Annotated in this window: 22 protein-coding genes; 4 read left to right on the top strand and 18 right to left on the bottom strand. The window is 45.3% G+C overall.

Annotated elements, in window-relative coordinates; genetic code table 11:
* The 9 genes from AAA952_RS02965 to AAA952_RS02925 all read right to left on the bottom strand — a co-directional run bounded on the left by AAA952_RS02965 (position 1) and on the right by AAA952_RS02925 (position 11,483).
* Positions 1 to 1,017: a WD40/YVTN/BNR-like repeat-containing protein gene (locus AAA952_RS02965; RefSeq protein ID WP_338254236.1), complete on the bottom strand. Its 1,017-nt coding sequence runs from the start codon at positions 1,015 to 1,017 to the stop codon at positions 1 to 3.
* Positions 1,018 to 1,070: 53 nt separating this feature from the next.
* Positions 1,071 to 2,435: a DUF1329 domain-containing protein gene (locus AAA952_RS02960; protein ID WP_338254234.1), complete on the bottom strand. Its 1,365-nt coding sequence runs from the start codon at positions 2,433 to 2,435 to the stop codon at positions 1,071 to 1,073.
* 13 nt (positions 2,436 to 2,448) lie between these two features.
* Entirely contained in the window at positions 2,449 to 4,491 is a 2,043-nt protein-coding gene (locus AAA952_RS02955) for a DUF1302 domain-containing protein (RefSeq protein WP_105252651.1), read from the bottom strand.
* A 338-nt stretch (positions 4,492 to 4,829) separates the two neighbouring features.
* Positions 4,830 to 5,045 (bottom strand): DUF2835 domain-containing protein, encoded by a 216-nt coding sequence (locus AAA952_RS02950; protein WP_028759764.1) that lies wholly within the window; start codon positions 5,043 to 5,045, stop codon positions 4,830 to 4,832.
* Positions 5,046 to 5,088: 43 nt separating this feature from the next.
* Positions 5,089 to 7,638, bottom strand: a complete 2,550-nt coding sequence (gene pepN, locus AAA952_RS02945) for an aminopeptidase N (protein WP_338254230.1) — start codon at positions 7,636 to 7,638, stop codon at positions 5,089 to 5,091.
* 85 nt (positions 7,639 to 7,723) lie between these two features.
* Positions 7,724 to 9,769: a carboxy terminal-processing peptidase gene (gene prc, locus AAA952_RS02940; protein ID WP_263148419.1), complete on the bottom strand. Its 2,046-nt coding sequence runs from the start codon at positions 9,767 to 9,769 to the stop codon at positions 7,724 to 7,726.
* Between the two features lie 28 nt (positions 9,770 to 9,797).
* Positions 9,798 to 10,427, bottom strand: a complete 630-nt coding sequence (proQ, locus tag AAA952_RS02935) for an RNA chaperone ProQ (protein WP_028759761.1) — start codon at positions 10,425 to 10,427, stop codon at positions 9,798 to 9,800.
* Between the two features lie 280 nt (positions 10,428 to 10,707).
* On the bottom strand, positions 10,708 to 11,166 hold the full coding sequence (locus AAA952_RS02930; protein ID WP_028759760.1) for a GAF domain-containing protein: 459 nt from the start codon (positions 11,164 to 11,166) through the stop codon (positions 10,708 to 10,710).
* A 17-nt stretch (positions 11,167 to 11,183) separates the two neighbouring features.
* Positions 11,184 to 11,483 (bottom strand): YebG family protein, encoded by a 300-nt coding sequence (locus AAA952_RS02925; protein WP_105252655.1) that lies wholly within the window; start codon positions 11,481 to 11,483, stop codon positions 11,184 to 11,186.
* Between the two features lie 206 nt (positions 11,484 to 11,689).
* On the opposite strand from AAA952_RS02925, the gene AAA952_RS02920 reads away from it, so the two are divergent.
* The 3 genes from AAA952_RS02920 to AAA952_RS02910 are packed head-to-tail and all read left to right on the top strand — an operon-like array spanning position 11,690 to position 15,567.
* Positions 11,690 to 12,322 carry a paraquat-inducible protein A gene (locus AAA952_RS02920; protein ID WP_028759758.1) on the top strand — a complete coding sequence of 211 codons (633 nt, stop codon included), beginning with the start codon at positions 11,690 to 11,692 and terminating at the stop codon, positions 12,320 to 12,322.
* A gap of 1 nt (position 12,323) precedes the next feature.
* On the top strand, positions 12,324 to 12,941 hold the full coding sequence (locus AAA952_RS02915; RefSeq protein WP_263171996.1) for a paraquat-inducible protein A: 618 nt from the start codon (positions 12,324 to 12,326) through the stop codon (positions 12,939 to 12,941).
* Entirely contained in the window at positions 12,928 to 15,567 is a 2,640-nt protein-coding gene (locus tag AAA952_RS02910; RefSeq protein ID WP_338254224.1) for a PqiB family protein, read from the top strand. Before AAA952_RS02915 ends, AAA952_RS02910 begins: the two co-directional genes overlap by 14 nt.
* 131 nt (positions 15,568 to 15,698) lie before the next feature.
* Here AAA952_RS02910 and AAA952_RS02905 read toward each other — a convergent pair whose 3' ends face one another.
* Positions 15,699 to 16,925 carry a nucleoside recognition domain-containing protein gene (locus tag AAA952_RS02905; protein WP_131523339.1) on the bottom strand — a complete coding sequence of 409 codons (1,227 nt, stop codon included), beginning with the start codon at positions 16,923 to 16,925 and terminating at the stop codon, positions 15,699 to 15,701.
* 224 nt (positions 16,926 to 17,149) lie between these two features.
* Here AAA952_RS02905 and rsmF point away from each other — a divergent pair, with 224 nt between their 5' ends.
* Positions 17,150 to 18,595, top strand: coding sequence for a 16S rRNA (cytosine(1407)-C(5))-methyltransferase RsmF (gene rsmF, locus AAA952_RS02900; protein ID WP_338254221.1), 1,446 nt, complete (start codon positions 17,150 to 17,152; stop codon positions 18,593 to 18,595).
* A 283-nt stretch (positions 18,596 to 18,878) separates the two neighbouring features.
* On the opposite strand, the gene AAA952_RS02895 is transcribed toward rsmF, so the two are convergent.
* The 8 genes from AAA952_RS02895 to udk all read right to left on the bottom strand — a co-directional run bounded on the left by AAA952_RS02895 (position 18,879) and on the right by udk (position 24,833).
* Entirely contained in the window at positions 18,879 to 19,667 is a 789-nt protein-coding gene (locus AAA952_RS02895; RefSeq protein ID WP_212600207.1) for a TatD family hydrolase, read from the bottom strand.
* A gap of 133 nt (positions 19,668 to 19,800) precedes the next feature.
* Positions 19,801 to 20,127 (bottom strand): PilZ domain-containing protein, encoded by a 327-nt coding sequence (locus AAA952_RS02890; protein WP_028759752.1) that lies wholly within the window; start codon positions 20,125 to 20,127, stop codon positions 19,801 to 19,803.
* A gap of 6 nt (positions 20,128 to 20,133) precedes the next feature.
* Positions 20,134 to 21,090 (bottom strand): DNA polymerase III subunit delta', encoded by a 957-nt coding sequence (gene holB / locus AAA952_RS02885; protein WP_338254217.1) that lies wholly within the window; start codon positions 21,088 to 21,090, stop codon positions 20,134 to 20,136.
* Positions 21,084 to 21,710 (bottom strand): dTMP kinase, encoded by a 627-nt coding sequence (tmk, locus tag AAA952_RS02880; protein ID WP_028759750.1) that lies wholly within the window; start codon positions 21,708 to 21,710, stop codon positions 21,084 to 21,086. Before tmk ends, holB begins: the two co-directional genes overlap by 7 nt.
* A gap of 22 nt (positions 21,711 to 21,732) precedes the next feature.
* Positions 21,733 to 22,770: an endolytic transglycosylase MltG gene (gene mltG, locus AAA952_RS02875; protein WP_105252663.1), complete on the bottom strand. Its 1,038-nt coding sequence runs from the start codon at positions 22,768 to 22,770 to the stop codon at positions 21,733 to 21,735.
* Positions 22,767 to 23,576 (bottom strand): aminodeoxychorismate lyase, encoded by an 810-nt coding sequence (gene pabC, locus AAA952_RS02870; RefSeq protein WP_338254212.1) that lies wholly within the window; start codon positions 23,574 to 23,576, stop codon positions 22,767 to 22,769. The genes mltG and pabC overlap by 4 nt, the downstream gene beginning before the upstream one ends.
* A 5-nt stretch (positions 23,577 to 23,581) precedes the next feature.
* Complete coding sequence (gene dcd / locus AAA952_RS02865; RefSeq protein ID WP_028759747.1) at positions 23,582 to 24,163, bottom strand: dCTP deaminase; 582 nt, start codon at positions 24,161 to 24,163, stop codon at positions 23,582 to 23,584.
* 31 nt (positions 24,164 to 24,194) lie between these two features.
* Positions 24,195 to 24,833 carry a uridine kinase gene (gene udk, locus AAA952_RS02860; protein ID WP_028759746.1) on the bottom strand — a complete coding sequence of 213 codons (639 nt, stop codon included), beginning with the start codon at positions 24,831 to 24,833 and terminating at the stop codon, positions 24,195 to 24,197.
* Positions 24,834 to 24,837 lie beyond the last annotated feature (4 nt).

Below are 24,837 nucleotides of genomic sequence, written 5' to 3'. Positions count from 1 at the left end.
TTATGGCTTAAGAATAAACAGCCCTTGGCTGCCGGATAACCACATATTCCCTTGATTATCCTTCGCAATAGACACTAAGTTTTCCCCTTGGCGACGAGTCACGATACTGCTAGTGTCATCCTCATTTAGCTTGATCACTATCCCCGCATTTCCCACTAAATATAGCGCGTCGTCAGAAACAACCATGGCACCGTTGATTGAGGATTGCACCGGCAGTTCTATTTGATTCCATTGGCTTAAACTCACATCAGCTTTGAATATATGACCGCGAAGGCCCATCACATACACAGCATTTTTCGTTTCTACGGCGTTAAACATAGAACCATCGTAATCAAAATTGGTACGCGTAAATGTTTTACCTTGATCGCCAGAAACAGCGACTAAGCCCAGCTCGCCAACCAATAATAAACGTCCATCGGTTAAGGTTAAAATACGATTAAAGTGCGGCAATAATGAAGCGCGCGCACTCAAATAGGCCGATTGATCGCTGCCTTTTAACTCAGCCAAATAAGCCACATCTTCTTCAGCTAAAAGCTCCTCATGGAACTCCTCGCGCCATTGGGCACCGCCATCATTAGTGCGATAAAACAAACCGTAAGCGCCAATGGCAATACCATTGTTTTCGTCTAAAAACACCACATCGAGGAAAGGCTTTTCAATCTCGGGCGAATGCATTTGTAACTGCCAAGTTTGACCGCCATCCTGAGTATGTAAAATGGTTGCATCATGACCTACAGCCCAACCGCGTTTTTCATTGAGGAAAAAGACTTTGGTCAGCTGTGAACTCACGGGCGTTACCACTTGATGCCAACTGCCGTCATACACCAGAGCATGACCACGTTCACCCACAGCCACTAAACCTGCGCCTACGTTGGCAATATCTAAAATCAAAGATGAAACAGCAAGAGGTTGAACTTGAGAAAAAATCGGATCAGAGGGCGTTGCAGATAACGTAGAAGGAAAAAAAGCGCCACCGAAACTTAATACAGCGACACACTGAAGGATGCGAAACGACATACAAACTTCCTTAACTAATGAGGGGCGCTAAGCGCCCCTTTGTACGTGGCCTATTAACGGATACCTTCACGACGCAATGCATCGGGGGTAAAGTTAGCTTCAGTCAGTTTGGCATCGAAGTTATACATGCCACTTTGGTTGTCTAAGCCCATGGCGAGATAACGACGGGATTGCAAATCATGGAAGACTTCTAAAGTATCCCACTGTGCAGGTACTTCGTAATAATTCAAGCCATGTGCAACGGCCACACGATACAACTGATCACGGTTGTCGTAGAGATCGGCGATTGACACTTGCCATGAATCTTCATCAAGGTACATATCGCGCACTTTATAAATGTGGCGCATACCGTCTTTCAGCGTCGCCCTCACTTGCCATACGCGGTGTTTTTCCCAACGAACGTACTCAGGATTCACATGACCAGGTTTCAATATTTGGTCATATTTCAGCTTATCTGAATGCAGTTTGTAATCGTTGTACGGGATATAAATTTCTTTTTTGCCAACCAGTTCCCAGTTGTAACGCACTGGAGAGCCGTTAAACATATCGAAATCATCTGTCGTACGCAGACCATCTGACACTGTACCCGGTGTATCAAAAGCCACGTTCGGCGCTTTACGTACTCGACGTTGACCTGTGTTATAGGTCCAAGCTTGGCGGGGAAGCGCCTCTTGATCCATGGTTTCTTTAACCAATAAGGCTGTACCTGCTAAACGCGCAGGCTGAGTCACCACTTGCTTAAAGTAGAACAGCGTATTGCTGGCTTTAAGCTGATCTAAGGTAATTTCTGGACGAGAATATTCGAAACGAATTTCCTCAGCCGTTTCCACTAAGCTATAGCTACCATCGGCTGTCGGTGCAGCTTGGCTACGGGAAGTTTCGATATCGATACCACGAAAACGCAAAATGTGGTTCCAAATTGCTTCTAAACCATTTGCAGGGATCGGGAATGGAATACCAATAGCCGCGCCAGAAATACCATTGCCCAGTGCAATCAGTTCAGCACGAGTCGCGTTAACTTTAGTCGCATCGTAAACGAACTGTGGTACAGAGGCGCTACGGCGAGTCTTATACACATTCATCTTGTAGGTATCAGGGTAAAGTTCGAACAACTTCATCTGACCCGGCGTTAAAAAATCTTTATATTGCGCTTTGTTAGCATTGGTAATAGTAAATTCAATCTTATCCTCAGGGAAAGGATCTGGGTGATGCATCCCTTTGGTATAACCCGCCACAGGCTGAGTGATACCACCATCCCACGCAGGAATAGAACCATCAGCATTACCTGCTTTTTCAGCACCTAAAGGGGTAAGTTCATTGCCAAGTTTTGCCGCATCAGCTTCTGATATCTTAGCCATAGCGACTGGCGCTGCGAACGCCAGCATGACTGCACTCGCCAATATCGTCAGTTTCTTCATTGTTTGAGTCCTTTTAGATCGAATACTTGATATTGAATGAAACATAATCACGATCTGCCATCGCATTCGTCGTACCGACACCGCCAAAGAAATTGTTATAGGAGATATCTGCACCCCAACGGTTTTGATAGTCGAAGTTAACGCCTAGCGCGACAGACTTACGTCCTTCCGTGAACAGGAACATAGGATCAGGTGTAATACCATCAACGTCATGGGAGAAAATCACCCGTGGAGACATATTGACCCCAGCAAATACGTTGTTGAAATCCGCCTTTCCAACTAAACGGTATCCCCAAGCAAAGTCGGTTGGGAACGGGTTCGTTTCAGGACCATTGTGCAAGGCTTGAATGATGCCGGGCATATCTGGGTTGCCGCCAGAACGTGACGTACCTGGGCCATTGAGACGTAGCTCATCAAAACCTGGCATATCATGGATCCACACGCCACCCACTTCGGCCAACATAGTCAAGTTATCTAAACCTAACGTTGGACCAAATAAATGGGTGAAAGTCATCTGCGCCTGAGTGGTATCAAGACGGATAAAGCCATCCACGGTTTCACCCGGCTTAACATCTTTAATCTGTGAAATACCATCGAGATCTGGACGAAGACCAGCGTTAGCTAACTGCTGTGGCATACCGGCAAACAACAATTCTACGTCATCGATTTGCAGTGGTTCATCCTGACGATGGGCAATTTCAGCCGCGACAGAGGTATCACCAACCAAGGTATTGAAACTGAAACCGTAAAGCTTGATATCCTCTGGATAAACGATTTGCGCCTTGGAGAAACTCTTCAAATTGAGCAGCAATTCACGATCAATATTACCCGAGTTTTGACCTATGGTCGCCAGATCAGACAAAAGTGCACCCGTGCTAAAATCGGCGGCAGTACCACTGATAAGAGGACGACGGCTATGGTAATTCATGAAATAAAAACCAAATTCGGTTTCACCCAGTGAAGGCGCGTAATAACCCAGCTTAATACCATATTGGCCATCATTGCTTGGCTCTGCCTCATCCTGCACTAGCGTCACTTTTGTTGGGTAGGCTAAGGCCATAGAAACCAATTGCTGTGTCGGAATAGATTGGCCGCTGGCAATCATGCCCGCTAAACGCTCGTATTCTTGCATTACGAAGTCTAAATTGATGTCAGGGTTAGCATTAAACCCAAGCTGAGCGTTTTGAGCGTAACCACCGAAACCCGCAAAATCGTTAGTCGCAAAAATAGAACCCGGCGTTGGTACCCAAATAGGTTGCCAATCATATTGATAGAATGCTTCTACCGTTAATGAATCCGTCAAACCAAGGGAAGCCCACACCATACCTTGCGGTCTGAACGCTTCTTTGAGTTCAGCACCAGGCGCGTTAAGTATGTTCAAGTCAACGGCGTTGATTTCACTGATCCCATGGGCAATCAGTGTACTTTCACCCCATGACACCACTTGATTACCTACACGAATAGATAATGGATTAGCGCCATCGTTGAGGTCAAAGTTGCCATACACAAACGCATCGAGTAAGCGAATATCTTTACATTGAACTTCTGAAGCACGGTTATCTTCGCAAGGGTCAAACTCTTTGCCCGTTATCGGATCATTAAAATCATAATTACCGTCATTGAGTTTACGATCATAGAAATACATACCACGAGCGAATAAACCGTAGTTTTTGTATTTCAATGACAATTCATGCAAACCTTTAACGATTTCGGACGTAGTATCGCCTTGAGAATAAAGTAAATTACTTAAGTCATTGTTACTGGAATACGATCCGGGCTGGGCCCAAATCTCAGCAGAAGTGTATTTAGTATTGCCAAATGCGCTGTAATTAGACCAATCGAATTGGGGTTGATTAACCTTACCAATTTGACCTTCCCAATCGCGCTCCCCTACACGCCAGCTCGCACCAGCAGTCCAAGTTGAGTCAAATGTGCCCTCAACCTCTCCCCAATTAAAAGATACTGCATTAACGCTTGGGATCATTAACAAACTCAATGCCGACGCCACCCCCAAAGCAAGCGCCGATTTGTTAAAACTATTTTTAACAATTTTCATTTTAGCTCTCCGTACCCTGCTGGATTCTTTGTTTTAGGAATTACAACCAACATCTTGTTAGCTCACAGGTAACATCATTGTTACAGCAATTAATCCCCTTGAGCAAGGCGCAGTTAGAGAAAATTTTCTAAAGAATTAAGCATGTAGGTACATTTGTACCGATAACTAAAAAGGAGAGATTTAAATTAGCGAAAAGCAGAATAGGAATGAAACATAAAAACACATTAAAAAATCATATAATTCATTAACATATTTAAAAATAAAATATCACAAAGCGAGCTTAGTAATCAGCCGACCGTTTAAAGTAATTGCTCTAAGTAAAGATAAACAAATTAAGACTAAACTCGATTTAATGAAACAAATTGTCCCTTGTCATCTAAAACCAATTTGAAATAGCCTTGAATGCCATTTTCGGTTAAAAAACGCCTAAAATGACGGCCATTAATCCACAAAATCCGCCCTTGAGTTTCACGAACCTCGACTTTATCGGCAAGCCCTTGATAATAAGGTAAGAAATCTCGATAGCTGATCGATAGTTTGAAATACAGTTCCATAATATCAGGGCAGCACAGACTGCTGCCCTCCTCCTACAAACTGCTATTTTGCCAATGCTTTAGAGACTTTTTCGTACATATCCTTAGATAAGTCAGGCAAAGCCAAAAGTTGCCCTAAACAGGCTTTTATCAAGGTTTGGCGGCCTAAGTCGAATTTATGATACTGGATCAATGGCGTCACCATACGGGCCGCAACCTGCGGATTGAGCTTATTAAGGGTCATTAAGCATTCGGTTAAGAAAGCATAACCCTTACCGTCTCTATGGTGGAATTGATAAATATTACCGGCAGCAAAACTGCCCACTAAAGCACGCACTCGGTTTGGATTGCTCATACTAAAGCACTTGTGTTGCTGCAACTGACGCAAACACTCAATCACATCATCTGCATCACGGGTCGCTTGCAACATAAACCATTTATCCATCACCAATGGTGTATCCTGCCAACGTAGCTCAAATGTCGTCATCAGTTCATCACGACAAGGTAAATTCCCAACATTGGCTGCCGTCAACGCACCAAGAGAATCCGTCATATTACTGGCGTTATCGAACTGAGAAATCACTAACCCCTCAGCCTCATCCGACACCCGAGCTAACCAAGTTAAACACTGATTTTTAAGGGCTCTTGCCTGCGTACTCTCTACTGCGACTAAAGAACGATATAGCGCAATCAATTCATCTTCACTATGTGAAGCGAGCTCTATTAGTACAAATTCACGTGCTAAAGCTAACGCATCTAGATCAACATTCTCTGTTTGCTCAATCAAAGCCGAAGCCGTAGGTATCGCTAATATTTCGGCAATCAATGCCGGATCAAGCTCAGTGTCTAACAACACACCTTTAAAACTATCGCGCACACGGGGATCGAGAGCCATAGCTTGTTGCTGTTGTAAACTCGCCACATTTTGCCAAATAGCTTGGCTCACTAAGGTCACAGAAGCTTCCCAACGCGCCACTTCGCTGCTAGCAAAACGCATCAAGTGAACGAGTTGATCCACATTGAATCGATATTGTAATTTGACGGGAGCGGAAAAGTTTTGCAGTAACGAAGCGACGGGTTTATGAGTGAGTCCATCAAAGCTAAACACTTGTTCAGTTTGAGTAAAATCGAGGATCTCATTCACTAAAGAATGGCCCTTCGCATCTAAGAGCTCTAAGCTAAACGGAATATGCAGCGGTGATGCACAGTTCACTAGACTTTGTTTAAGGGTCAATTGATAAACGCCCGTTTGCGCATCAAAACTGTCCATCGCAGTCACAATCGGCGTACCGGCTTGGCTATACCATAAACGGAATTGGGTTAAATCCACTCCGCTGGCATCTTCCATTGCCGCCACAAAATCATCACAGGTGACAGCTTGGCCGTCGTGGCGTTTAAAATACAGTTTCATTCCCGCCTGAAACTTTTCTTCGCCGAGCAAAGTGTGCATCATGCGGATGACTTCAGCGCCCTTGTTATACACAGTCACAGTGTAGAAATTATTCATCTCAATGACAGATTCTGGACGAATAGGATGGGACATAGGGCCAGAATCTTCTGCAAATTGCTGATTCTTGATCACTTTAATTGCATGAATTCGATTCACAGCACGAGAGCCTAAATCTGAGCTAAATTCTTGATCGCGAAAAACCGTTAAGCCTTCTTTTAAACTTAATTGGAACCAATCGCGGCACGTTACGCGGTTTCCTGTCCAATTATGAAAATACTCATGGCCTACAACCGATTCAATGCCGTGATAATCCTCGTCGGTGGCCGTTAAGGTATCTGCAAGCACATATTTAGTGTTAAAGATATTTAAGCCTTTGTTTTCCATCGCCCCCATATTGAAAAAGTCGACGGCCACTATCATGTAAATATCTAAATCATACTCAAGATCAAAACGGCTCTCATCCCATGCCATGGATTTCTTAAGTGATGCCATCGCATGGTGTGCTTTATGTAAATTACCTTTATCAACGAACACTTGCAGGATCACTTTACGGCGACTGCGAGTAATGAACTCATCTTGCAATAGATCAAAATCGCCAGCGACTAAGGCAAATAAATACGCTGGTTTTGGAAATGGATCTTGCCAGCAAACATAATGGCGTCCGCCATCTAACTCACCTTGATCAATCAAATTACCGTTACTCAGTAAAAACGGGAATGCGGCGCTATCGGCTTCGATACGAACAGTGTATTTAGCTAATACATCAGGGCGATCAAGGAAATAAGTGATACGTCGAAAGCCCTCTGCCTCGCATTGCGTGCAGTAGGCACCATCGGACATATAGAGCCCTTCAAGACTCGAATTAGCTTCAGGATCGAGCTTAGTGATAATGTTCAGCTCAAACTCATCAAGCTCAGTTTCTAGAACTAATTGACCTGCACTAACATGGTAAGGCACAGCATCACCATTAACAGTCAGCGAAACAACGGTCAAATCTTCGCCATCCAACACTAAGGCTTGTGCATGTTTTGAAGTGCGTTTTATACGACTGATCGCCTGCACTTGGGTTTCATTGCCAGCCAAATTAAACGCTAAATCGATAGTCTCTATCGTAAAAAGTGGCGCTTGATAATCTTTTAAGTATTTTGCTTGAGCTTGTGTCATTTCGATCCCTTTAACGCTGATCTAAATAAGAAAAAAACGCGCCATAAGCGCGTTTTGATATCGGATAAATCGACTCGACTAGTGCCTACTTAGCACTAGTTTTAGCCATTTTTTGCACATCAGCCATATCTAAGGTGATATAAGCGGTTTCGTCTAAAAATGCATCTGGCAATTCAGCGTCGTCTTTAATGTCTTCCATTGATTTAACCGGTGCTAAACCATTGGCGACTCGACGCTCGTTTGTTCTGTCGAGGACTTTTTTCTCATCGGCTTCGCGGGAAGCAATACGCTCACTTTCAACCAGAGATACAGTTTTCTCTTTGTGATGCTTTTTAAAGTCGGCAATATCTTGATTGATATAGGCAAACTCTACGCTGTTTTTTATACGGTTAAGGTGCTTAGATTCAAGGCCAGTCACTAACTCAGGCGTAACATCATTAAGCGTGCCATATTGCGCCATAGGCACTTTATCCCAAGGTAAAGCATTTTTCTCTTCAGCTTCACCGTACTCGCCCGGCTCCAACGCACTTGGGTAAGCAATGTTGGGGGTCACACCTTTAATCTGTGTACTACCACCATTAATACGGTAGAACTTTTGAATCGTATACTGCACATGGCCAATTGGCTTCTCATACATGTCGTAGATACGGCCTAGGCTCTTATGCTGCTGTACTGTGCCTTTCCCAAAACTCGACTCACCGACGATCAGTGCACGGTCATAATCTTGCAATGCGGCAGCAAAAATTTCAGAGGCTGAAGCACTGTAACGGTCAACCATCACAGTCAATGGTCCTGCATAACTGGTTTTACCGTCGTTATCACGATGCGCAGACACTCGTCCATCGGCATCACGAATTTGCACTACAGGGCCCATATCGATAAAGAGTCCCGTCAGTAGCACGGCTTCCGTTAATGCACCCCCACCGTTACCTCTAAGGTCGATGACTATGCCTTCTACTTTGGCGTCGTTTAACTTCACGAGCTCTTTTTCAACGTCCTGCGACAAATTCATATAAAAACCAGGAATTTGGATCACGCCGACTTTGCGATTAGCATACTCACCGTCTTTAGGTTCAATCACCTTAGAGGTTGCAGCTCTGTCTTCAAGACGAATTTTGTCGCGAACTAAGGTAACGTCGAATGGCTTCGCATTCGAACCGCCTTTCTTCGGTAAAATTTGCAGAACAACTTTACTGCCCTTAGGCCCTTTGATCAGGTCGACCACGTCGTCTAAACGCCAGCCGATTACATCAACAATTTCACCGCCTTCTTGACCGACACCGACAATCTTGTCTTCCGGCGACAGTTTTTCACTGCCCGCAGCAGGGCCGCCAGTAATTAAACTTTTAATGACAGTGTAATCGTCTTCAAGTTGCAGTTGAGCACCAATGCCTTCAAGGCTCAAGTTCATTTCCATTTGGAAACGTTCAGCATTGCGTGGTGAAAGGTAACTTGTATGTGGCTCAATGCTACGCGAGAAGGCATTCATCACGCCTTGGAACACGTCTTCACTGTTAGTTTGAATCAACCGTTTAATAGCGTTGTTGTAACGCTTTTGGAGGATATCAACAATCTCAGGCCATTGCTTACCTGTGAGTTTAAGATTTAGTGCATCGTATTTAACACGTTGACGCCATAACTCATTAATTTCTGTCTGGTCTTTTGGCCATGCGGCCTCATCGCGGTCGTACTCATAGGCATCACCGGGCGCAGAAAAATCCATCTCTTTATCTAATAGAGATAAAGCATAGACAAAGCCTTCATAGCGGCGCTTTTGGACGATATCAAACATTTTATAGGCAGGCTCAAGTTCACCAGAACTAAGCATGTCATCGAATTGGGTTGCATAAGGTTTAAAACTATCGACATCCGCTTGGGTTAACACATTGCGGCGATAGTCCAACTGCTGCAGATAACGATCAAAAATTTGCGCAGAAAAGGCGTCATCGAGATTGAATCTATGATAGTGCGAACGAGTGTATAAGTCCGTTACCCTTTTGCTCGCAACCTTATGTTGCGCTTCCTGCTTGAGAGTGGGTAACTCGCTGATTTGAATCGTGGGTGGTACGGCCCAAGCCGAGAATCCGACAAAAACAGTGGCGATCGAGGTAGCCAAAGTGAGTTTTCGCATCAACAAGTTACTCCGTTTTAATAAATGATTACAGCAGGATATGTTCTGCTCTAACTTTAATCGTTAGGCCACTATCAAGCTGAACATGAATATCTTCCTTGTTAATGTCAGTAATCACACCGGCTACGGGTGTCATACCTAATTTAACATTGACGCGTTGTTTTTTCGTTAAATCAGTCAATTGTGCTTGAACATAATTGACGACTGGCGCTGCAGCTTTTGGTGCAGGCTTAGCAGGACGCTCAGTTTTAGGACGCTGAGGAACGGCCACCTTTTTAGGTGCTTTCTTCGCCGCGGGCTTAGGTGCAAGTGCTGCACGTTTCGCTTTGGCCTTATCCTGACTCTCTTTCAACATGGCTTGAGCATGATCAATGTGCTCTTGCTCTAACTCGCCGCAAGGTTCGCCATCCAGATTTACGCGTTGTGCGCCTGCTTTAACGCACTTTAAATAGCGCCAGCTGCTGGTGTAACGTCTCAAGGCAACTCTGAGCTGAGTTTTACTGACTTTAGAATCATCAGCCAACCTTTCAGCCAAATCTTGAAACAATCCGATTTTTAATGGCTTAGTTTCACCTTCAGCAATAAAGCACAAAGGAAATGTTTCATACAAATACGCCAAAATTGCATTGGTGTCGGTCAACTTTTCTGTTGATTCCATCATTACTTCCACAGTCAAAAAGGGACATCGATTCGAGGTGATATATATCAGCTTCTTACATGTCGTTTATCTTCGTTAAACTCAATATTGAGTCAACGTACAAATTAGCATCCTAGCCGCGTTTACTAAAGTTAAAAAATATACCTTAACAAATTTTGACAGCTCAAAACACTAAGCTTATTCATTGCATGCCAATCAAACCAGCTTAATGCGTGCAGGCGCATATTATAAGGCGCACGCCACCGATTGCGACTATGAATTATGCGTTATTGTACGCAAATTAATCAAATAGGCAGTTTTCAAAACTTTTAACCAGTAATTCCAGCCCCTTTTGGTCTTCTTCATCGAAACGATCGAAGATAGGACTGTCAATATCGAGCACGGCAACCACGTTACCTTGCGCACGAACTGGCACAACGATTTCAGAATTACTGGCAGAATCACAGGCAATATGACCATCAAATTGATGGACATCAGCCACTCGCTGAGTTTGATTAGTGAATGCTGCTGTACCACACACACCTTTTCCTAACGGAATGCGTGTACAAGCCACTTTACCTTGAAACGGGCCTAATACTAGTTGTTCGCCACGCATAACGTAGAATCCCACCCAGTTCAGCTCAGTCAAATTATCATTGAGCAAGGCTGAAAAATTCGCCATCGCCGCAACAAGGTCGTCTTCCCCTTCCAACAAGGCCAAGGCTTGACGGTTAAGTGACTCATAAAATTTCGATTTCATTACATTTCCTAACAATTTTATTCTGCTGCTTCGGTCTTTTTAGCCGCTTTTTTCGCTGCAGGCGGATTCGTTGGCGTACTATTAACCTGAACGGCGCCTTTAAGCAAGTTCGTCAGCTCATCTTTATTGTTAGCAAAATAGAATGCGAGCTTTTCGCCCACACTTTCATCTATACCCAAATCAGCTTTTTGAATGAAGGGGATAAGGTTATCGGCGATATCGAGCATCTTATCGTAGGCATCAGCCTCCTTCTTAGATGTGAATGTCATCTTTTCAACCCCTTCTCTGACCACGACAAACTGTGTTATTACTGCCATGACTGCCCTCGCACTGTTTTTATATACAGTAACTAGAGTGACATAGATTGAACTTGTGATGCAAGTGTTCTGATTAATCTGATATTATTAGCGTACTTTCGTTGCCAAGATTATAAAGCGCTAGACGTGGCTTAACAGCTAACTAGCACGACACTTTGCACCGATCTCGCTGTTATGACTCCTATTAGGCTAATATATATTTTTATATGCATGAAAACGCAGCAGAAAATTCAGTAACCCTATGCCGCTCCTGCGATTTAGCAGTCCGCAAACGTGCCTTGCCTAGCGGCGTTAGAGCAATCTGTCCTCGTTGCAGCACTGCACTTTATGACACGCCATACTGCTCTGTGAATGGTATGTTAGCCCTATGTATTTCGGCATTAGTGTTTTATTTCCCTGCTAATTTTTTACCCGTACTCGAGATCCACTTTTTCGGTAGTATTCGTACTACCACGGTTTTCCAAGGGGCATTTGCAGTATTTGACCAAGGCTATTGGGTTGTAGGTGTAGCCGTACTTGCCGCCGCTGTGATAGGCCCTGGCTTACTACTGTTATCGATATTGACACAGATTTTAATTGTGAAATGGGGATTAAGTAGCCTTTTTTGGCGTAACTCATTGAAGCAGTTGTTAAAATTTCATGGCGTCTTATCGCAGCTCACTATGCTGGAAATTTATGTGATCAGCTTCTTAGTTTCATCATTTCAGCTATCTGATTTTTCGGACATTTATTTTGGTATGGGCACATTTTGCTTCACTATGCTGTTTCTCGTGACCTTGTTTCTACAAAGAGAATACGACTTAGAACATATGTGGACGTTATTGGAAGGTCATAGCTGATATGAAACAACAAGGTAAAGATATCGGCCTATGTCTCTGTAAAGTGTGTAGCCAACTCAACAGCAGTGAACTCACGCACTGTCAGCGCTGTGAAACCGAGTTGCACGTCAGAGACTATTCCAGCCTGCAAAAAAGTTGGGCTTTGTTGATTACCGCTGCCATCTTGCTGGTGCCAGCCAACATTTACCCTATCACTATGCTGACCAACCAAGGCCAAGTGCGGCACGACACGATTTTTTCAGGCATTTTGCATTTAGTGCATTCAGATATGCTGCCTATTGCCATCATAGTGTTTACCGCCAGTATTTTAGTACCATGGATTAAAATCATCGGCTTATCCATTTATCTGTGTGCGATCAGCTTTGACATTCCGATTTCAAAAAAGAAATTGATGGTGGGTTTTCACATCATCGAATGGATTGGCCGCTGGTCAATGCTCGATTTATTTGTCATCTCAATCACAGTGGCATTAGTGAACATGGGACAATTACTCGACGCGAAACCCGCGCCTGCGGCTACCGCATTTGCCTTGGTTATTCTGTTAACTCAGTTAGCCGCAAAAGTTTTAGACACTCGTTTACTCTGGGATCGATTGGAACCTCAAGATGACACAAATTGAATCGCCGAAAGTTGTAAAGAAAAAACTCTTTTCGCCCATTTGGCTGCTTCCTATTGTCGCGTTGGCATTAGGTGCTTGGCTGGGCATTAAGAGCATTAAAGAATCGGGGGTTGAAATTCAAATTCACTTTCCGAGCGCCACAGGGATTGATGTGGGTAAAACCTTAGTCAAATACCAGGGTTTGACTGTCGGTAAAGTTAAAGACATTGGCATAGATGACGATCTCAAAGGCGTGAACGTCAAGGTCATGATGGACTACCGCGCTAAGCCTTTCTTGAATAAAGAAACCCTCTTCTGGCTTGTCACACCTAAAGCAAGTATTACAGGTGTTGAAGGCTTAGATGCGCTGTTTTCCGGTAACTACATTGCTATTCAACCCGGTAAAGGCAATGCATCAACCTTCTTCGAGGCAGAACGCCAACCGCCGCCGATGCAAATCGGCTCAGAAGGTGTGATGGTCGAATTGACCTCCGATAAACTCGGTTCGCTCGATGTTGGCTCGCCAATATTTTTCCGCCAAATCCCCGTGGGTAGCGTGGTCAGCTATCGTTTAGATGGCAATCAAAGGGTCATTATCAGCGCTTTCATTCAAGAGCAATATGCGCGGTTAGTGAAGAAAAATTCTCACTTTTGGAATGTTTCTGGCGTCAAAATTGATGCTTCACTAACTGGGGTTAAAGTCAGTTCAGAGAGTTTGGCGTCCATTCTGGCTGGCGGCGTGAGTTTCAGCTCTGACGATAAAGCAGACATAGCTAAAAACGGTGACGTTTTTTCGCTTTATGATTCAGAAACCACCGCCCTTGGCGGCATAGAAATAAACCTAACCATGGCTGACGCTAACGGTGTCGACAAAGGTACCCGCATCGTTTATCGCGGCATGAGCATTGGCAGTATTTTAAGTAAACAACTCACTTCCAATGGTGTTACAGCAGTGGCTAAATTTGAACCTCAATACGGTTCACTGTTAACTAACGACGGCGTGTTTTGGCTTGAAGGTGCTGATATTTCCCTCTCAGGCATTAAGAATCCAGAACGCTTACTGACAGGTAGCGTGATCAACTTCCTGCCAGGCATCAACACCAAAAGCGCGGTACCAAGCAGCTTTGCCTTACAAGCCAAAGCGCCTGATTTACTGCAATCGAAGAAGCGTTTCTTGACCTTAACCTCAGCCGAAAACATGGGCATTTCAGCGGGCGCTCAAGTTCGCTTCAAGCAAATTCCCATTGGTTCAGTGCTTGCAGTTAAGTTAACCAAAGATTTATCGGCGGTGGAATACCAACTCGAGCTACAACCTGAGTTTGCCAGTCTAATACGCAACGACAGCTATTTTGTGCCTGAGTCAGCATTAACGGTAAACGCATCGTTAGACGGTGTCTCAGTCAAAGCAAGGGATTTTACAACGCTCACTCAAGGTGCAGTTAGCTTGATCCAAGGTCACAGCGACACACCTTTAGCTGCTAACAGCGCTCTAACCCTCTTTAGCTCTGTGGATGCCGCGACAGCTTTTTATGATCGTCAGCAGCAAGTGCATTTAACATTAATCAGTCAAGATGGCGCCGATGTCAGCCAAGGCTCACCGATTTATTATAAAAAAATGCAAATTGGCACAGTTGACTCAGTGAACTGGCAAAGCAAAACCGAAGACTTTGCTATCAAGCTCGCCATAGACAAACAGTTTCAACCCTTGCTGAAAAAGCCGAATGTGTTCTGGCGTAACAGCGCCGTGGATATCAGTGCCAGTCTTGCCGGTATTGATGTTGCGGTCGCGCCGCTTCAAGGAGCATTAAAGGGCAGCATCAGTCTGGGACTGCTTGATAGCAATGACAAAGCCAGCAATGCAGCTAACTTAAAACTCTATGAGAGCAAGCAGCTGGCATTAACTCAGGCGCAGGCAATTCGCCTCACCCTACCCGCCTCAAGCAAACTGGCGGCCAAGGCAGCGATTCGCTATCAAGGTCATCAAGTGGGTGAAGTGTCGCAGGTGAAGCTCAATGCCGATCTCAATACACTCACTGCAACGGCCTATCTCTACGGCGAATACGCTGAACATTTCAGCCGCAGCGACTGTGAATATCATCTAGTGGATGCGCAAATTTCTCTAGCAGGAATTAAAGCGCCAGAAACCTTGATCACTGGCCCTTATATCGGTGTACTGCCGGGTACAAGCAGTCAAAAATCGACCCAGTTTGTTGCCAACCTCGCTGCCAGCAGCTATGCCAATGTTGCCGAAGATGCGCTGAAATTCATTCTAGAAGATACTAGCCTAGGCTCAATGAAAGTCGGCACACCTATCTTCTTCCGAGGGATTAAAGTCGGTCAAATCGACGGTTATAGCCTATCGACACAGGGTAATAGTGTATTGATGCAGGCCCATATCGAGGCACAGTACAGTCACTTAGTGAATCAAAGCAGTCAGTTCTGGGATGCCTCAGGGATTAAAGTCGATGTAGGCCTCTTTTCAGGTGCACAAATCGAAGCGGGCTCGCTGGAAACCTTACTCGCTGGCGGCATCAATGTGGCGACTAAGGACACGACTCAAGGGGATAATCGTTTAGCGACTGGCACAGTATTAAGATTACAACACAAAGCCGAAAACGAATGGCAGCAATGGGCACCAGCCCAGTAATTTTTTTCATCAAAATACTTACACCAACGCACTAATATTAAAGCTCTTATAAATAAATCAGGCGCATAATGCGCCTGATTTATTTTTAGCTTCTCGCAATGTTATTGACACATTCTAGGTCGCGAGCCCACTTATCCATAGAACCAATAACAAACGGCAATCGCGGCACTGATCCCCGCAAAGTCCGCAGTTAACCCGCAGGCTAAGGCGTGGCGTCCATGGCGAATACCCACTGAACCAAAATACACAGCAAGAACATAGAAAGTGGTTTCAGTGCTACCCTGAAAAATCGCCGCTAATCGGCCCGCAAAGGAATCTACTCCGTGGTGATCCATTGTCTCAAGCATCATAGCTCTGGCGCCTGAGCCACTAAAAGGTTTCATCAGTGCGGTCGGCATTGCATCGACAAAACGCGTATCAAAACCCAATATCCGCACACCAGTGGCAATCAAGTGCAACAGATAATCCAAGGCGCCGGATGCTCGCAGTAAACCAATCGCTAATAACATGGCGAGCAAATAAGGGATCAACTGGATAGATTGAGCAAAACCCGCCTTCGCCCCTTCAATAAACTCATCATAAACTGCCACCTTGCGAATGCCCGCAACAATCACGAAGGTAAATACCAATAACAGCAAAATACCATTGCCCATTGCCGTCGACACAGTGCCAATGGCCTCAGCACTTAAAGTCATCAGATAAAAACCACTCGCCACTAATCCTGAGAGCATCAAGGCGCCATAACCGAGCACCACTGAGTTTAATAATGAAATTCGCTGCACTAACGCCACAACCAGCAAGCCCGCCAATGTCGATGCCGAAGTAGCCAGTAAAATCGGCAAGAAAATATCCGCAGGCGCAGCGGCACCTTGCTGGGCACGATAAAGGAATACCGTCACAGGCACTAAGGTCACAGAGGAAGTATTGAGTACTAAAAATAAGATTTGCGCATTGGTCGCCACGGTTTTTAGCGGATTTAAACTCTGTAAATCATGCATCGCCTTTAAACCAAGTGGCGTGGCGGCATTATCTAACCCAAAGATATTCGCTGTTAAATTCATCGTGATACTGCCAAAGGCGGGATGCCCCTTGGGCACTTCAGGCATCAAACGGCGCAGTAATGGCTCAAACACAAAGGCAATAGCGCCGACAACGCCAGCCTTCTCTCCTACCTGCATCAATCCCATCCACAGAGAAAGCACGCCAATCAGCCCAAGGGAAATTTCAGCAGCAAGCTTAGCACTCGCAAATAATGCGGCGACCGAAGCCGATAGGACTTCTATGTGCCCATTGAACAGTTGCACCGCTATTGCAAGCAATGCTGTGATAAAAAAAGCCAACCACACGCGATTCAGCACGCTAATCCCCTTATTTTTATTTGTTTTTATTCTATTAGCTCATGGCTACTGAGTGCTAGCTTTATGGCGACTCATTCCAATATCGCTGAAATCGTCAAAGCATAAACATTAAATCACAATAGTAACCTTGGCGGCTCGGGATAAAATCTCAGACCCAATAAGGGATTATGATATACTCGCGCCAGTTGATACACAGTCTATTTTCCTATGGTTCAATGAAATCAATGGTCCAATTAAATCAAAATTTTATCGATACAATCACCCAAGAACTCCCCGCCCATTTATCCATGGACGAGTTTATTGCCGCCTGCGACAGGCCGCTTAGACGTTCAATTCGGGTCAATACCTTAAAAATGAGCAGCGACGACTTTAAGACCTTGATGCAACCTAAAGGCTGGACGTTCGATCCTATTCCTTGGTGTGAAGACGGATTTTGGATCAGTTACGACGAAGAAGAACAGCTCGGCAATGCCTTAGAGCACATTCAGGGTCTATTCTACATTCAAGAAGCCAGCTCTATGTTGCCGCCGACCGCACTTTTTACACCGAATGCACATTGGCAGTGCGTACTCGATCTCGCCTCCGCACCCGGTTCAAAAACCACGCAAATGGCCGCATTAATGCAAAACCAAGGCTTATTAGTGGCTAATGAGTATTCGGCGAGCCGCGTGAAAGTATTGCACGCCAATGTGTTGCGCATGGGCGCGAGCCACTGCGCCCTCACCCATTTCGATGGCCGTGTATTTGGCGAATACCTGTACGAAAGTTTTGATGCAGTGCTTATCGATGCGCCCTGTGGCGGTGAAGGCACAGTGCGTAAAGACGCCGATGCGCTAAAACACTGGAACCTAGACGATGTGCTGGCGATTAGCGAAACCCAAAAAGCCTTAATCGAATCGGCGTTTCTCGCCCTGAAACCCGGTGGCAGTTTGGTCTACTCAACCTGCACCTTAAACCGCCTCGAAAACCAAGGCGTGTGCGAGTATTTAAAGCAAGTCTACGGCGATGCGGTGCAATTTGAATCCTTAAGCGATTTATTTGATGGTGCAAATCTAGCTACAACGCCCGAAGGCTTCTTACATGTCTGGCCACAGATTTACGACAGTGAAGGTTTCTTTGTCGCTAAATTGACAAAAACCGCCTCAGTGCCGCGTTTACAGCCTGAGCCTAAACTGCAGAAAAACTTCCCCTTCACGCCCGCATCAGCGAAACAAGCCCAAGGGATCAAAGACTATTTTCAGCAGGATTTAGGCATCAGCTTACCGGACGAACTCATCATGGTTCGCGATGATGAATTCTGGCTATTTCCGCATGAATTCAACGCTTTTATCGGCCGTATGCGCTTTCAGCGTATTGGCATTAAACTCGCCGATAACAGTAAACACGGCTTTAAAGTCCGCCATGAAGCGATTATTGCATTAGCAGGAAAACAGCTCAGCCCAACCGCAAAAACGGTCGATGTGAGCGATGTTGAAGCGAAAGAATATTTGATGGGGCGAGATATTGCCCTAAACACCGCAGTGAAAGCTCAAGGTGAAGTGATCGTCTGTTATGGCGGAGCACCATTAGGCATGGCGAAACATTTAGGCAATAAGTTAAAAAACAATCTACCCAGAGACTTAGTGAAAGATAAAGTGTTACTGCTACCAGAACAGACAAAATCGTTATAATTTCGCTGTTTTTTAGCGATAAATAACCTAAAAAAGAAGAAAGTGAGCGCGACTATAAGACAAAAGCTCGACTACACTGAGTCTATTGTAAAGCGCACTGCATGGCGCTTTCACCTGTAGCGCACGGCTCTTCAATGAGCCATTCCCCTAGGCCCAAACAGCTTTAATCGTTTTGGGCCTTTTTTTATGCCAATATCTTTGAGCCAGTGCCTTTATGCCTGAGTCTTTTGGCCACAGTATTGACAATCACGCAATAGCATACTCAGGGTCAAAACACTTGCAGCTAACGGCCAACTAAACGCGCTGCATCTTTGAATAAATTAAAAAAGTTATTGCTGGTGTACTCCGCAAGATCTTCGTAGCGCTCACCTCTAAGCTCTGCCACAAACTCAGCCACATCGCGCACATAGGCAGGCTGATTCTCTTGTCCACGGTGTGGGATCGGCGCCAAATAAGGCGAATCAGTTTCAACTAGCAGACGATCCTGAGGCACTTTGCGAATAACGGTTCGCAGATCACCCGCATTTTTAAAAGTGACTATGCCAGAAACCGAAATATAAAAGCCGAGATCAATCGCCGCTTTCGCCATCTCCCAGTTCTCGGTAAAGCAATGCAGCACGCCTCCGACGTTATCCGCATTACCCTGCTTAAGCATATTGATCGTATCTTCACGTGCATCACGGGTATGGACAATTAAAGGTTTATTCACTTCTACAGCAAGGGCAATCTGCTGCTCAAAACATTGCTGTTGCAACAGCTTAGTGTCGTCGGCATAAAAATAATCTAACCCCGTTTCACCAATCGCGACCACTTTAGGATCGGTGGCAAAGCGGCGGATTTGCTCAACATCGAGGCCTTCTTTAACGTCTAATGGATGCACACCCGATGACAAAAATACCTGTTCGAAGGCTGCAACTTTATCTCGCATCAATTCAAATCCTTGCTGGCGCACGTTGACGCACAACATATAGTCCACGCCACGGGCTTTAGCATTAGCAAGAATCTGTTCTAAGGTTTGTTGATCAGGCGCCGCTTTGAGGCGATCGAGATGGCAGTGTGAATCAATAAGCACAAGGATTTCCAAGCAGAGTAACAAAGGACGACAAGGATACCCAGCCAAGAGATCGAGGTCAAATTCAACAGAAGTAAATAGCCAGTTTAAACAGTGAGCAAACGTTTAAACCAGAGCAATAATGCGGGCCAACTTACATAGTGCAGGTTAGATCGCCAGAAGCGAGTTCGCGGGACAGTAACTTTTCGATATGGTGTTTATGGCTATCTGGCTCAGAAATAATTTTAATGCCAATCCCCACAGGGCGGCCACCCGACGCTCCTAAGGGATTAATCCACACCACAACACCACGAAATTCATTAGTGAGAGTTGCGCCGGGTAAACGATACGCAATCGTCAGCGGTTGGCCAAGATAATGACTTTCACTGGTCGCAATAAATAATCCTGCCGGCTTAATAAAAGGCATATAGGCACGATATAACTGATGTAAGGTATCAAAATTAACGACGAGATCTACCATGGCATATTACTTATTTGTTATCTCTCTATATTCTAAGACATAACTTTGACACAGGGCCAGATAATTGACGCTCGGCATTGTGCTTAAGCTATGACACATTCCCATGATCTTAGCCGCCAAATTCCCGAGCTGCGCATGAACAAACGCATCTTGATGGCTATTTTTCAGTAAAACCTGTCGTATAAGTAGGTACAAAACCTTAAGAACATCAATTATTTGTTGTTCACTTATTATTAACAAACTAGCACACAGATGACCAGACGACAAACTTTGTGCCCAATCTTTGCGAAATTGTAGCAAGGATTGATACCGACTCTGTTGGCTACCCTCAGACTGCAAGCTCTCAGCCAACTTTAACGGCCCACCCACCACACTCAAACACCAAGTTACATCCTCTTGAATACCGCATCGCTGGGCAAGCCAGTTTTTGATGACCTCTCGACTAGGAACGACAAAAGGAATGCGTTGACAACGACTGCTAACCGTCGCCATCAAACGTGCAGGCGTATCCGACTGCAAAATCAGTAAGGTGTCTTTACCAGGCTCCTCAAGGGTTTTAAGGAGTGCGTTCGCAGCAGCGGAGTTAAGACGCTCGCTGTGGTGGATAATCGCTACACGCCTGCCACTTTGCTGTGCGGTGGCTGTCAGACGCGTACACAGCTCACGAATTTGATCGACTTTAATTTGATTGCCATCGGCGGCGATATGATAAAAATCAGGATGATTGCCAGCATCATAGAGCTGACAAGACTTACAAAAACCGCACGCGCCCACAGGCGTTGGCTGCAAACACATAGCAGCGCGCGCCATAAACACACTCAGCAACTCACCGCCATAGGCTGAATCAATGCCCACGAGTTGTGCGTGAGGTATTTTTTGACGCGCTAATTGAGCTAAAAATGCCTGTCTTGGCCCTTCGAGCCAAGGTAATTGCTCAGCCGTAAATTCGGACTCGGCTACCATACCATCGCCTGAAGCACGGCTAAGATATCTTTGTGCACTTCGGCCATAGTTTGGCTCGCGTCTATAACCACAATACTGTCATCTTCGCTGGCAAGTTTGAGATATGTAGCGCGTGCGCGCTCAAAGAAATCAATCGCTTGTTGCTCAATTCTATCAAGCTCACCACGTTTAGCTGCGCGGGTAAGCCCAAGCTTAGGATCTAAATCTAAGTACAAAGTAAGATCGGGTTTAAATCCCTTTAGTGTTGCAGTGCTCACTGCTTCCACTAACGGCATTAACCCTCGTCCACCACCTTGATAAGCTAATGACGATAGATTGTGTCTATCACCCAATACCCATTGCCCTTGCGCAAGCGCGGGCTTTATTACATTGGCAACTAACTGAGCTCTGGCAGCATAAATGAGTAAACACTCGGCCTCATCACACAGGGGATCGTTCGCATCGGCAATCTTAACTAAATCACGGATACGTTCAGCCAATGGTGTACCGCCCGGTTCGCGGGTGCAAATCGGTGCTTTACCCGTATGCTTTTCAATAAAGTCGCGAATAAGGTTAATCGCACTCGACTTACCTGCGCCTTCTAAGCCTTCAATAACGATAAATTTTGCAAAAACTGACATTGGATTTTCTTTCTCTGCATTTTTACTTTGGTGATTTTTCTGGCGTCGCTGGTTTTGTCTTACGCTGATAGACGTCTACAGCATGATTGTGTTCTTCAAGCGTGGTTGAAAACACATGGGTGCCATCGTTGCGCGATACAAAATAAAGGTAACTCACACTGGCGGGCTTAGACACGGCCATCAATGAGGCTTTACTCGGTGCAGCTATCGGCGTTGGCGGCAATCCAAAGATACGATAAGTATTAAAAGGCGTCTCTTCGACTAAATCTTTGCGGGTGATATTACCCTTATAGCGATCACCCATGCCGTAAATAACGGTCGGATCGGTTTGCAGACGCATACCTAGGTTAAGACGATTAACAAATACACCGGCGATTTGCTCACGCTCATGGGCTTGGCCGGTTTCCTTTTCAACTATCGATGCCAAAATCAGCATTTCATAGGGCGATTTTAACGGCAAATTTGGCGCCCGTTCTGCCCACGCTTTGGCAAGCTCCTGCTCCATCATTTTATAGCTTTGAGTCAGCATGACTTTAGCATCCGCCTCGGCGGTATAATGATAAGTGTCGGGGAAGAATTTTCCTTCAGGCAAACCAGAATCATCGCCTTGTGCCATCAATACCGCTGCAAATGCTTCTGGTGACATTTGTAAATGCGGAGCACTGGTAAGCTGTTGTTCCCATTCCACAATAGTTTTACCTTCAACTAAGGTCAAACTGAAGGTTTTTACTTTCCCAGCGATCAAATCATTGAGTAAATCAGTAATCGTTTGTGAAGGTGATATTTCATAAAGTCCCGTGCGAATTTTGGCAAGCTCAGGACGGAACTTAAGTAGCCACTTGAGTTTCCACGTATCTTGAATAACGCCGTCATCGGCAAGTTGCTGCGCCAGTTGATTTACACTGGTGCCACGTTCAACCTTCAACTCTTTAGGCTCGCTGAGACTCAGCGGCGTTTGACTGTATTCGACAACTGTTTGATAGCCCCAAAAGGCACCCAAACAGACTAAGGTTAGCAAGGTCAACAGGGTTGAACTGGCGATAATAATGATTTTTTTCATAGAGTGAGTGAAAGTGTCTGTCTAAGTTGCGCGGTAATCGGAGCACGGGTGAACTTGAGCGAGTCTATCGCCAGTACATCCACAATCCCTAAAACGCTGTTAGTGATAAACGCTGAGTCAAATTCGATTAAACGCTCGGCGCCAACGGGCAAACATTCGATATTCATGTTCTGTTCAAGCAAGGCCAACATTATCTGTTCGCGCATCACACCCGCCACGCCACACAGGGCTAATGAAGGCGTGATAATGCGATTATCTTTGATAAAAAACACATTCGCCATCGAAGATTCAATCACATTCTCCTCGATATCTTTGACTAACCAGTCATCAAATCCCTGCGGTAAAGAGTGTGATTTAATCAAAACTTGTTCGAGTCGATTTAAATGCTTCATCCCTGCCAACAGAGGCTGCAAACCCAATCGTACCGACGAAGTTTTAAGGCTAATACCCTGTTGCTGCCACTGAGCATAATGGCCGGGGATAGTATGAACTGAGACGATTTCGGTAGGATTAACAGTTTCTGGCGGTGTATAGCCACGGCCACCAGCACCACGGGAAACGATTAACTTAATGCAATGATGAGGATATTCAATGGCTAAGGTATTCAGTTGCTGTTGCAATGCTTCACTCATTTGCCATTGAAATCCAAGCCTTTCGGCGCCTGCGGTTAAACGGGCTTGATGGGCTTCAAAAAACATAATCCCCTCAGCGTCCGTTCGCATCGTTGCAAACAGACCATCACCGTAGGCAAGCCCTCGATCGGAAGGGTCGACACTTGCCTGCGATGCGCCATTCACCCAGAACACGCGTATTAGTCCTGACTGATACGGCTAGCCACCGCTTCTTGCTGATCTTTGTACTTGGCACTCTTACGAGTGTTATAAGGACGTGCAACCGCATGATTTAAGCGTTCAAAGTTAAGCGCACCTATAGTCATGCGTGGACGCAAAGCTAAAGGTAACTTGCCGCTGTTATAAAACTCGAGCACAATTTTACCTTGCCAACCCGGATCGATACGGTGCGCCGTTACGTGTACCATCAGGCCTAAACGCGCTAGAGACGAACGGCCATCAAGCCAACCGACGATATCAGCAGGTAAAGTTACGCTCTCGTAAGTCACAGCCAAAGCCAATTCGCCAGGATGCAAGAAAAATGCTTCGCCATCGGGGATTTCGATAATCTCACTCATCACCCGATCGAGCGCCGCTTGCATCTCAGCACTTGGACCACTCAAGTCGATAAAAGGCGCGGTATGATCTTTAAAGACGCGAAACTGTCCACCTAAGCGCACATCAACACTGACGCCTGAAATAGCTTCTATGCCTGGGCGAGGTTCTATTACGATAGTGCCGTTATCAAGGGCCTGTTCAATTTCGATATCGGTTAAGCGCATCTTGCCTATTACTCCTTGAGTTTTTATGTCGTTATTTTGCCAGTAAATGTTGGATACGAGTCTTTAAAATATCGGTCGCAATACGATTTTTGCCGCCACGGGGAACGATAATGTCGGCGTATTGTTTCGATGGTTCGATAAACTGTAAGAACATAGGACGCACGGTTTTCTTGTACTGTGAAATCACAGACTCCATAGTACGGCCGCGCTCGGCCACATCACGAGTTAAGCGGCGTAGGAAACAAATGTCCAGCGGCGTGTCCATAAACACACTCGCGTCCATCAGCGCACGTAACTTAGGATCGGTCAGCAATAAGATACCTTCTAAAATGATCACCTTTTTCGGTGTCATCTTTAAGGTTTCTGCAGTGCGTGTATGTTCTGTATAGCTATAACAAGGGATATCAACAGCTTCGCCAGACTTGAGCAACTGTAAATGCGTGCACAGCAGTTGATGGTCCAGCGCTTTTGGATGATCGTAATTCGTTAATACCCGTTCATCCATGGATAAATGACTCTGATCGCGATAGTACGCGTCTTCATTAATTACCCCAATTTGATCTGTGCCTAAATCGCGGCGCAATTCGTCAAAAATCGTTTTGGCAATTAAACTTTTGCCCGATGCTGACGCGCCAGCAATTGCAATAATGACACACTGCTGAGAATTCATACCC

It is taken from the genome of Shewanella sp. M-Br (assembly GCF_036245925.1).
Taxonomy (GTDB): Bacteria; Pseudomonadota; Gammaproteobacteria; order Enterobacterales; family Shewanellaceae; genus Shewanella; species Shewanella oncorhynchi.
Note: the sequence above shows the minus strand (reverse complement) of the source record. Positions and strands in the feature narration are given on the sequence as shown.

What these genes read in the sequence shown, in the direction of transcription:
- proQ (WP_028759761.1), bottom strand. Translation starts at nt 10,427, where the DNA reads ATGGAATCAACAGAAAAGTTGACCGACACCAATGCAATTTTGGCGTAT.
- udk (WP_028759746.1), bottom strand. Translation starts at nt 24,833, where the DNA reads ATGAATTCTCAGCAGTGTGTCATTATTGCAATTGCTGGCGCGTCAGCA.
- dcd (WP_028759747.1), bottom strand. Translation starts at nt 24,163, where the DNA reads ATGCGCTTAACCGATATCGAAATTGAACAGGCCCTTGATAACGGCACT.
- prc (WP_263148419.1), bottom strand. Translation starts at nt 9,769, where the DNA reads ATGCGAAAACTCACTTTGGCTACCTCGATCGCCACTGTTTTTGTCGGA.
- pepN (WP_338254230.1), bottom strand. Translation starts at nt 7,638, where the DNA reads ATGACACAAGCTCAAGCAAAATACTTAAAAGATTATCAAGCGCCACTT.
- mltG (WP_105252663.1), bottom strand. Translation starts at nt 22,770, where the DNA reads ATGAAAAAAATCATTATTATCGCCAGTTCAACCCTGTTGACCTTGCTA.
- AAA952_RS02920 (WP_028759758.1), top strand. Translation starts at nt 11,690, where the DNA reads ATGCATGAAAACGCAGCAGAAAATTCAGTAACCCTATGCCGCTCCTGC.
- tmk (WP_028759750.1), bottom strand. Translation starts at nt 21,710, where the DNA reads ATGTCAGTTTTTGCAAAATTTATCGTTATTGAAGGCTTAGAAGGCGCA.
- AAA952_RS02965 (WP_338254236.1), bottom strand. Translation starts at nt 1,017, where the DNA reads ATGTCGTTTCGCATCCTTCAGTGTGTCGCTGTATTAAGTTTCGGTGGC.
- AAA952_RS02910 (WP_338254224.1), top strand. Translation starts at nt 12,928, where the DNA reads ATGACACAAATTGAATCGCCGAAAGTTGTAAAGAAAAAACTCTTTTCG.
- AAA952_RS02915 (WP_263171996.1), top strand. Translation starts at nt 12,324, where the DNA reads ATGAAACAACAAGGTAAAGATATCGGCCTATGTCTCTGTAAAGTGTGT.
- AAA952_RS02955 (WP_105252651.1), bottom strand. Translation starts at nt 4,491, where the DNA reads ATGAAAATTGTTAAAAATAGTTTTAACAAATCGGCGCTTGCTTTGGGG.
- AAA952_RS02890 (WP_028759752.1), bottom strand. Translation starts at nt 20,127, where the DNA reads ATGGTAGATCTCGTCGTTAATTTTGATACCTTACATCAGTTATATCGT.
- AAA952_RS02925 (WP_105252655.1), bottom strand. Translation starts at nt 11,483, where the DNA reads ATGGCAGTAATAACACAGTTTGTCGTGGTCAGAGAAGGGGTTGAAAAG.
- AAA952_RS02950 (WP_028759764.1), bottom strand. Translation starts at nt 5,045, where the DNA reads ATGGAACTGTATTTCAAACTATCGATCAGCTATCGAGATTTCTTACCT.
- AAA952_RS02930 (WP_028759760.1), bottom strand. Translation starts at nt 11,166, where the DNA reads ATGAAATCGAAATTTTATGAGTCACTTAACCGTCAAGCCTTGGCCTTG.
- AAA952_RS02960 (WP_338254234.1), bottom strand. Translation starts at nt 2,435, where the DNA reads ATGAAGAAACTGACGATATTGGCGAGTGCAGTCATGCTGGCGTTCGCA.
- holB (WP_338254217.1), bottom strand. Translation starts at nt 21,090, where the DNA reads ATGGTAGCCGAGTCCGAATTTACGGCTGAGCAATTACCTTGGCTCGAA.
- rsmF (WP_338254221.1), top strand. Translation starts at nt 17,150, where the DNA reads ATGGTCCAATTAAATCAAAATTTTATCGATACAATCACCCAAGAACTC.